This window comes from Streptomyces bambusae (assembly GCF_019400985.1).
Classification (GTDB): Bacteria; Actinomycetota; Actinomycetes; order Streptomycetales; family Streptomycetaceae; genus Streptomyces; species Streptomyces bambusae_A.
Window position 1 is genome coordinate 1 of the sequence record NZ_WTFF01000724.1, and the last position, 672, is coordinate 672.

Consider the following 672-nt stretch of genomic DNA (forward strand, 5'->3'; position numbering starts at 1 on the left):
CGGCAGGCCGTCGCACAGGGCGGCCAGCTCCTCGGCCGCGGCGGGTTCGGCGGCCACGCGGGCGTCGCCGACGACGGTACGCAGGACGCGCACGCCGTCCGCCGGGGTCAGCCGTGCCAGCTCCAGGAGGCGGGCGCAGTCGGAGGCCACGAGCCCGTCCAGCCGGTTGCGGCTGGTGACGAGGACGGTGCAGCCGTCGGTCCCGGGCAGCAGGGGACGTACCTGGGCGGACTCGCGGGCGTTGTCGAGCAGGACGAGGGCGCGGCGCCCGGCGAGCAGGGAGCGGTAGAGGTTCTCCGCCGCGCGCGCCTCCTTCGGCAGACGGTCCTCGGGGACGCCGAGGGCCTGCAGGAACTCGTGCAGGACTCCGGCGGGCCGGGGGCCGGTGCCGTCCGGTTCCCCGGCGTGCAGGTCGGCGTAGAGGATGCCGTCGGGGAAGTCCCCGGTGTGCGCGTACGCCCAGTGCACGGCGAGCGAGGTCTTCCCGACCCCGGCCGGCCCGGTGACCACGGCCAGCGGCGGCCTGCCCGCCGCCCGTACGGTCGCGCTCAGCCGAGCGAGCTCGTCCCGGCGCCCTACGAAGCCGGCGGGGGCGCGGGGCAGCATGGCTGCCGGGGGCGCGAGGTGTGTCGGGGGCTGGGGCGCCGCCATGGCCTGCGGCCCGGCCGGCGG

General features: G+C 78.4%; 1 protein-coding gene. It reads right to left on the reverse strand.

Annotated elements, in window-relative coordinates:
• Positions 1-606, reverse strand: a 606-nt coding sequence (locus GPJ59_RS36750) for an ATP-binding protein (RefSeq protein WP_258025460.1), incomplete at its 3' end; no start/stop codon positions are given.
• Positions 607-672: the final 66 nt, after the last annotated feature.